We start from the raw sequence: 1,726 nt of genomic DNA on the forward strand, positions 1-1,726 counted from the left end.
TGGTGATGGTGGATCTGGAGTCCGGTCGGGATGCGGTTGTGGCGTCGGTGGCGGCGCTTCCCGCGGCGCTGGCGGTGGGTGAGCCGGAGCTGGCGATCCGTGATGGTGTGGTGAGCGTGCCGCGCCTGGTCCGCGTACCTGCCTCGGACAGCACGGCCGAAGCGGTCGCCGCCCTGGGCGGTACCTCCGGCACGGTCCTGGTCACCGGTGCCACGGGTGGCCTGGGCAGGCTCTTCGCCCGCCACTTGGTGACGGCCCATGGCGTGGAGCGCCTGCTCCTGACCAGCCGCCGCGGTGCGGAGGCCGAGGGCGCTGCCGAACTGGTTGCAGAACTCCATGCATTGGGTGCCCAGGCGGAGGTCGTCGCTTGTGATGTGGCGGACCGGGAGGCGTTGGCGGGGTTGTTGGCGGGGATTCCTGCGGAGTCTCCGTTGACGGGTGTGGTGCATGCGGCTGGTGTGCTGGATGACGGTGTGCTGGGTGCGTTGACTGCGGAGCGGGTTTCCGGGGTGTTGCGTCCGAAGGTGGATGCGGCGTGGAACTTGCACGAGTTGACGCGGGGTCTGGGGTTGTCGGCGTTCGTGTTGTTCTCGGGTGCTGCGGCGTCGTTCGGTGCGGCGGGTCAGGCGAACTATGCGGCGGCGAATGCTTTCCTGGAGGGGTTGGCGGAGCAGCGGCGGGCGGAGGGTCTGCTGGCGGTGTCGCTGGCCTGGGGCCTGTGGGCTCCGCAGTCCGGCAACGGAGCCGAGGGTGCAGTGGGCATGGCCGCGACGCTCGACGATGCCAACCTCCGCCGCCTGGCCCGCGAAGGGGTCGCCGCACTCACCGCCGAGGACGGCCTCGCGCTGTTCGACAGGGCGTTGGGGGTGGATGCGGCGGTGTTGGTGCCGATGCATCTGGATGTGTCGGTGTTGCGGGCTCGGGCGGTGTCGTCGGGTTCGACTCCGGCGTTGTTGCGGGCTTTGGTGCGGGTTCCGGCGCGGCGTGCGGCGGAGCGGCGGGGTGCGGGTGATGGTGGTTCGCCGTTGGTGGCGCGGTTGCTGGGTGTGCCGGTGGCCGAGCGTGAGGGTGTGCTGCTGGATGTGGTGTGTGGTCGGGTTGCTGCGGTTCTGGGTCATGGTGGTGCGGGGGCGGTGGATGCGGAGCGTGCGTTCCGTGATCTGGGCTTCGATTCGCTGACGGCTGTGGAGCTGCGGAACGTTCTGAAGGAGGAGACGGGGCTGCGGCTGGCGCCGACGCTGGTGTTCGACTATCCGACGCCGGTGTCGCTGGCGCGGCACCTGCTGGCCGAACTCGCCGTCGGCGATGAGCCCGCCGAGCAGAGCGGTGTACACGGGAAGGTGGTCTCGGCCGCGCGGTCGGCAACGGGCGTCGCGGACGACCCGATCGTCATCGTCGGGATGGGTTGCCGCTTCCCGGGTGGAGTCCGTACGCCTGAGGACTTGTGGCAGCTCGTTGCGAGCGGTGCGGATGGGGTCACGGCTTTCCCGACGGATCGTGGTTGGGATGTCGAGGGGTTGTATCACCCGGATCCGGATCATGTGGGGACGTCGTATACGCGTGAGGGTGGGTTCCTTCACGAGGCGGCCGAGTTCGATGCCGACTTCTTCGGGATCTCGCCGCGTGAGGCGCTTGCGATGGATCCGCAGCAGCGTCTGCTGCTGGAGACTTCTTGGGAGGCTTTCGAGCGGGCCGGGATCGACGCGACGTCGATGCGGGGCAGCCG

The 1,726-nt window shown here is 69.4% G+C and carries 1 protein-coding gene; it reads left to right on the plus strand.

From position 1 onward, the window contains the following. The coding region (locus AC0693_RS38755) for a type I polyketide synthase (RefSeq protein WP_478804632.1) at positions 1-1,726 on the plus strand (1,726 nt) is incomplete at both ends.

It is taken from the genome of Streptomyces sp. NPDC043876 (assembly GCF_056435825.1).